The 1791-nt window shown below is 73.0% G+C and carries 1 protein-coding gene; it reads right to left on the bottom strand.

The genetic code is table 11. The annotated features are described in order from the left end of the window. Positions 1–1791 (bottom strand): mechanosensitive ion channel domain-containing protein (locus HMPREF0731_RS21445; protein WP_007006344.1); only part of this gene is annotated, 1791 nt, incomplete at both ends.

Below are 1791 nucleotides of genomic sequence, written 5' to 3'. Positions count from 1 at the left end.
CGCCGGGCGGCGCTGCGGGCGGCGCCAGCGCCGCGCCAGACCCGGGCGTCCCGCCCCCCTGGCCCCTGGGCGTCTGGTCCAGGATGCGCAGCGGCGGCGCCTTGCCCTGCTTGTCCTCGCCCAGATACAGCGTGACATGCGGGAAGGGGATCTCGATGCCGCGCGCGTCGAACACCTCCTTGAGGATCTCGTTATAGGCGCGGCCCGTCGCCCAGTGCTTGCCCGCCTGGGTCTTGATGCGGGCCCGCACCATCACCGCCGAATCGGCGAAGGCCACCACCCCCTGCATGTCCAGCGGCCCGATGATGAAGGGCCCGTGCTCGGTCTGCTGCAGCCGCTCGAAGGCCTCCTGCATCGCCGCCTTCACCTCGGGGATGCTCTCGCGGTAGGCGACGCCGATCTCGGCCATGTGGAAGCCGAAATCCTTCATCATGTTGGCCACCGTCGAGACCGAGGAGAAGGGGATGACATGCAGCGTCCCCGTCGCGTCGCGGATCGAGGCGGAGCGGATGGTCAGCTTCTCCACCACGCCGGAGACGCCGCCGGCCGAGACCACCTCGCCCTCGTTCATCGCGTTCTCCAGCTGGATGAACACGCCGGTGATGATGTCCTGCACCAGCTTCTGCGCGCCGAAGCCGATCGCCAGGCCGACCACGCCGGCGCCCGCCAGCAGCGGGCCGATGTTCACGCCGAGCTCGGACAGCGCCAGCATCGCCACCATGACGACCAGCGCGATGGTGGCGGCGTTGCGGAACAGCGCCAGCAGGGTGCGCTCGCGCGGCGTCGGCACCGTGCCGTAATTCGGGTTCAGCCGGTACTCGACCCAGGAGGCCAGGGCCAGATGCGCGGCGATGCCGAACAGCAGGATCAGCCCGGCCGAGACCAGGGCGCCGGCGCTGCGCCGGCCGGTCTCGGTCTCCAGCCAGCCCGGCAGGTCGAAGATCCGCCAGGCCCAGAACAGGCCGAGCGCGACCGCCACCAGCACCGCCACCTTCAGCGCCTGCTGGATCGCCGGGATCAGCCGGTTCAGCCGGCGCTCCAGCAGCGGCAGCCGCTCGGTCACCGCCTCGGGCAGGGTCAGCCCGCCGGCCAGCCAGCGCCGCGCCAGCCGCAGCAGCACCGCCCCCGCCGCCACCACCGCCAGCGAGCGCAGCGTGGCCAGCAGCATGAAGCCCAGCGCCTCGCGCGGGTTGGCCACCCAGGCCAGGAACAGCACCACCATGTAGAGGATGGCCAGTAGGTGCCAGACATGGCCGAAGGCGGTCCAGGCGCGGCCCAGCGCGCGCAGGCCCCGCCGGTCGCGCCGCGCCTCCACCCAGTGGCGCCCGGCGCGGCGGTGCCGCAGCACCGCCAGGATGCCCAGCACCAGCACCGCCAGCATCACCACCAGCCGCAGCGAGGCCGCCGCCGCCGGCGAGGCATTGGCGTTCAGCAGCGGCGCCAGCAGCATCATGGTGGCGCCGATCAGCAGCGCCGACAGGCCGAGCCAGAAGGACCAGGCGCGCGCCCCCTCCTCGCCCAGCGGCAGCGGCCGCAGCCCGGGCCGGCCCGGCATGAACAGGGTGCGGATCAGCACCCGCGTGCCCTCCACCGCCAGGAAGGCGTTCAGCAGCAGCGTCTGGTGGACGGCGATGACACCGGTGTTGCCGTAGGACAGCGCGAAGAGATAGCCGCCGGCCCAGGCCAGCAGCAGCGCCGCCAGCCGCACCAGGAAGGCCAGCGGCACGAAGAGCAGCCGCCAGACCGGCCGCCGCGCCGCCGCCTGCCGGTCGAGCCGCGCCAGCAGCGGCC

Origin of the sequence: Pseudoroseomonas cervicalis ATCC 49957, from assembly GCF_000164635.1 — a bacterium.
Classification (GTDB): domain Bacteria; phylum Pseudomonadota; class Alphaproteobacteria; order Acetobacterales; family Acetobacteraceae; genus Pseudoroseomonas; species Pseudoroseomonas cervicalis.
This window is presented reverse-complemented; position numbering and strand designations above follow the sequence as displayed.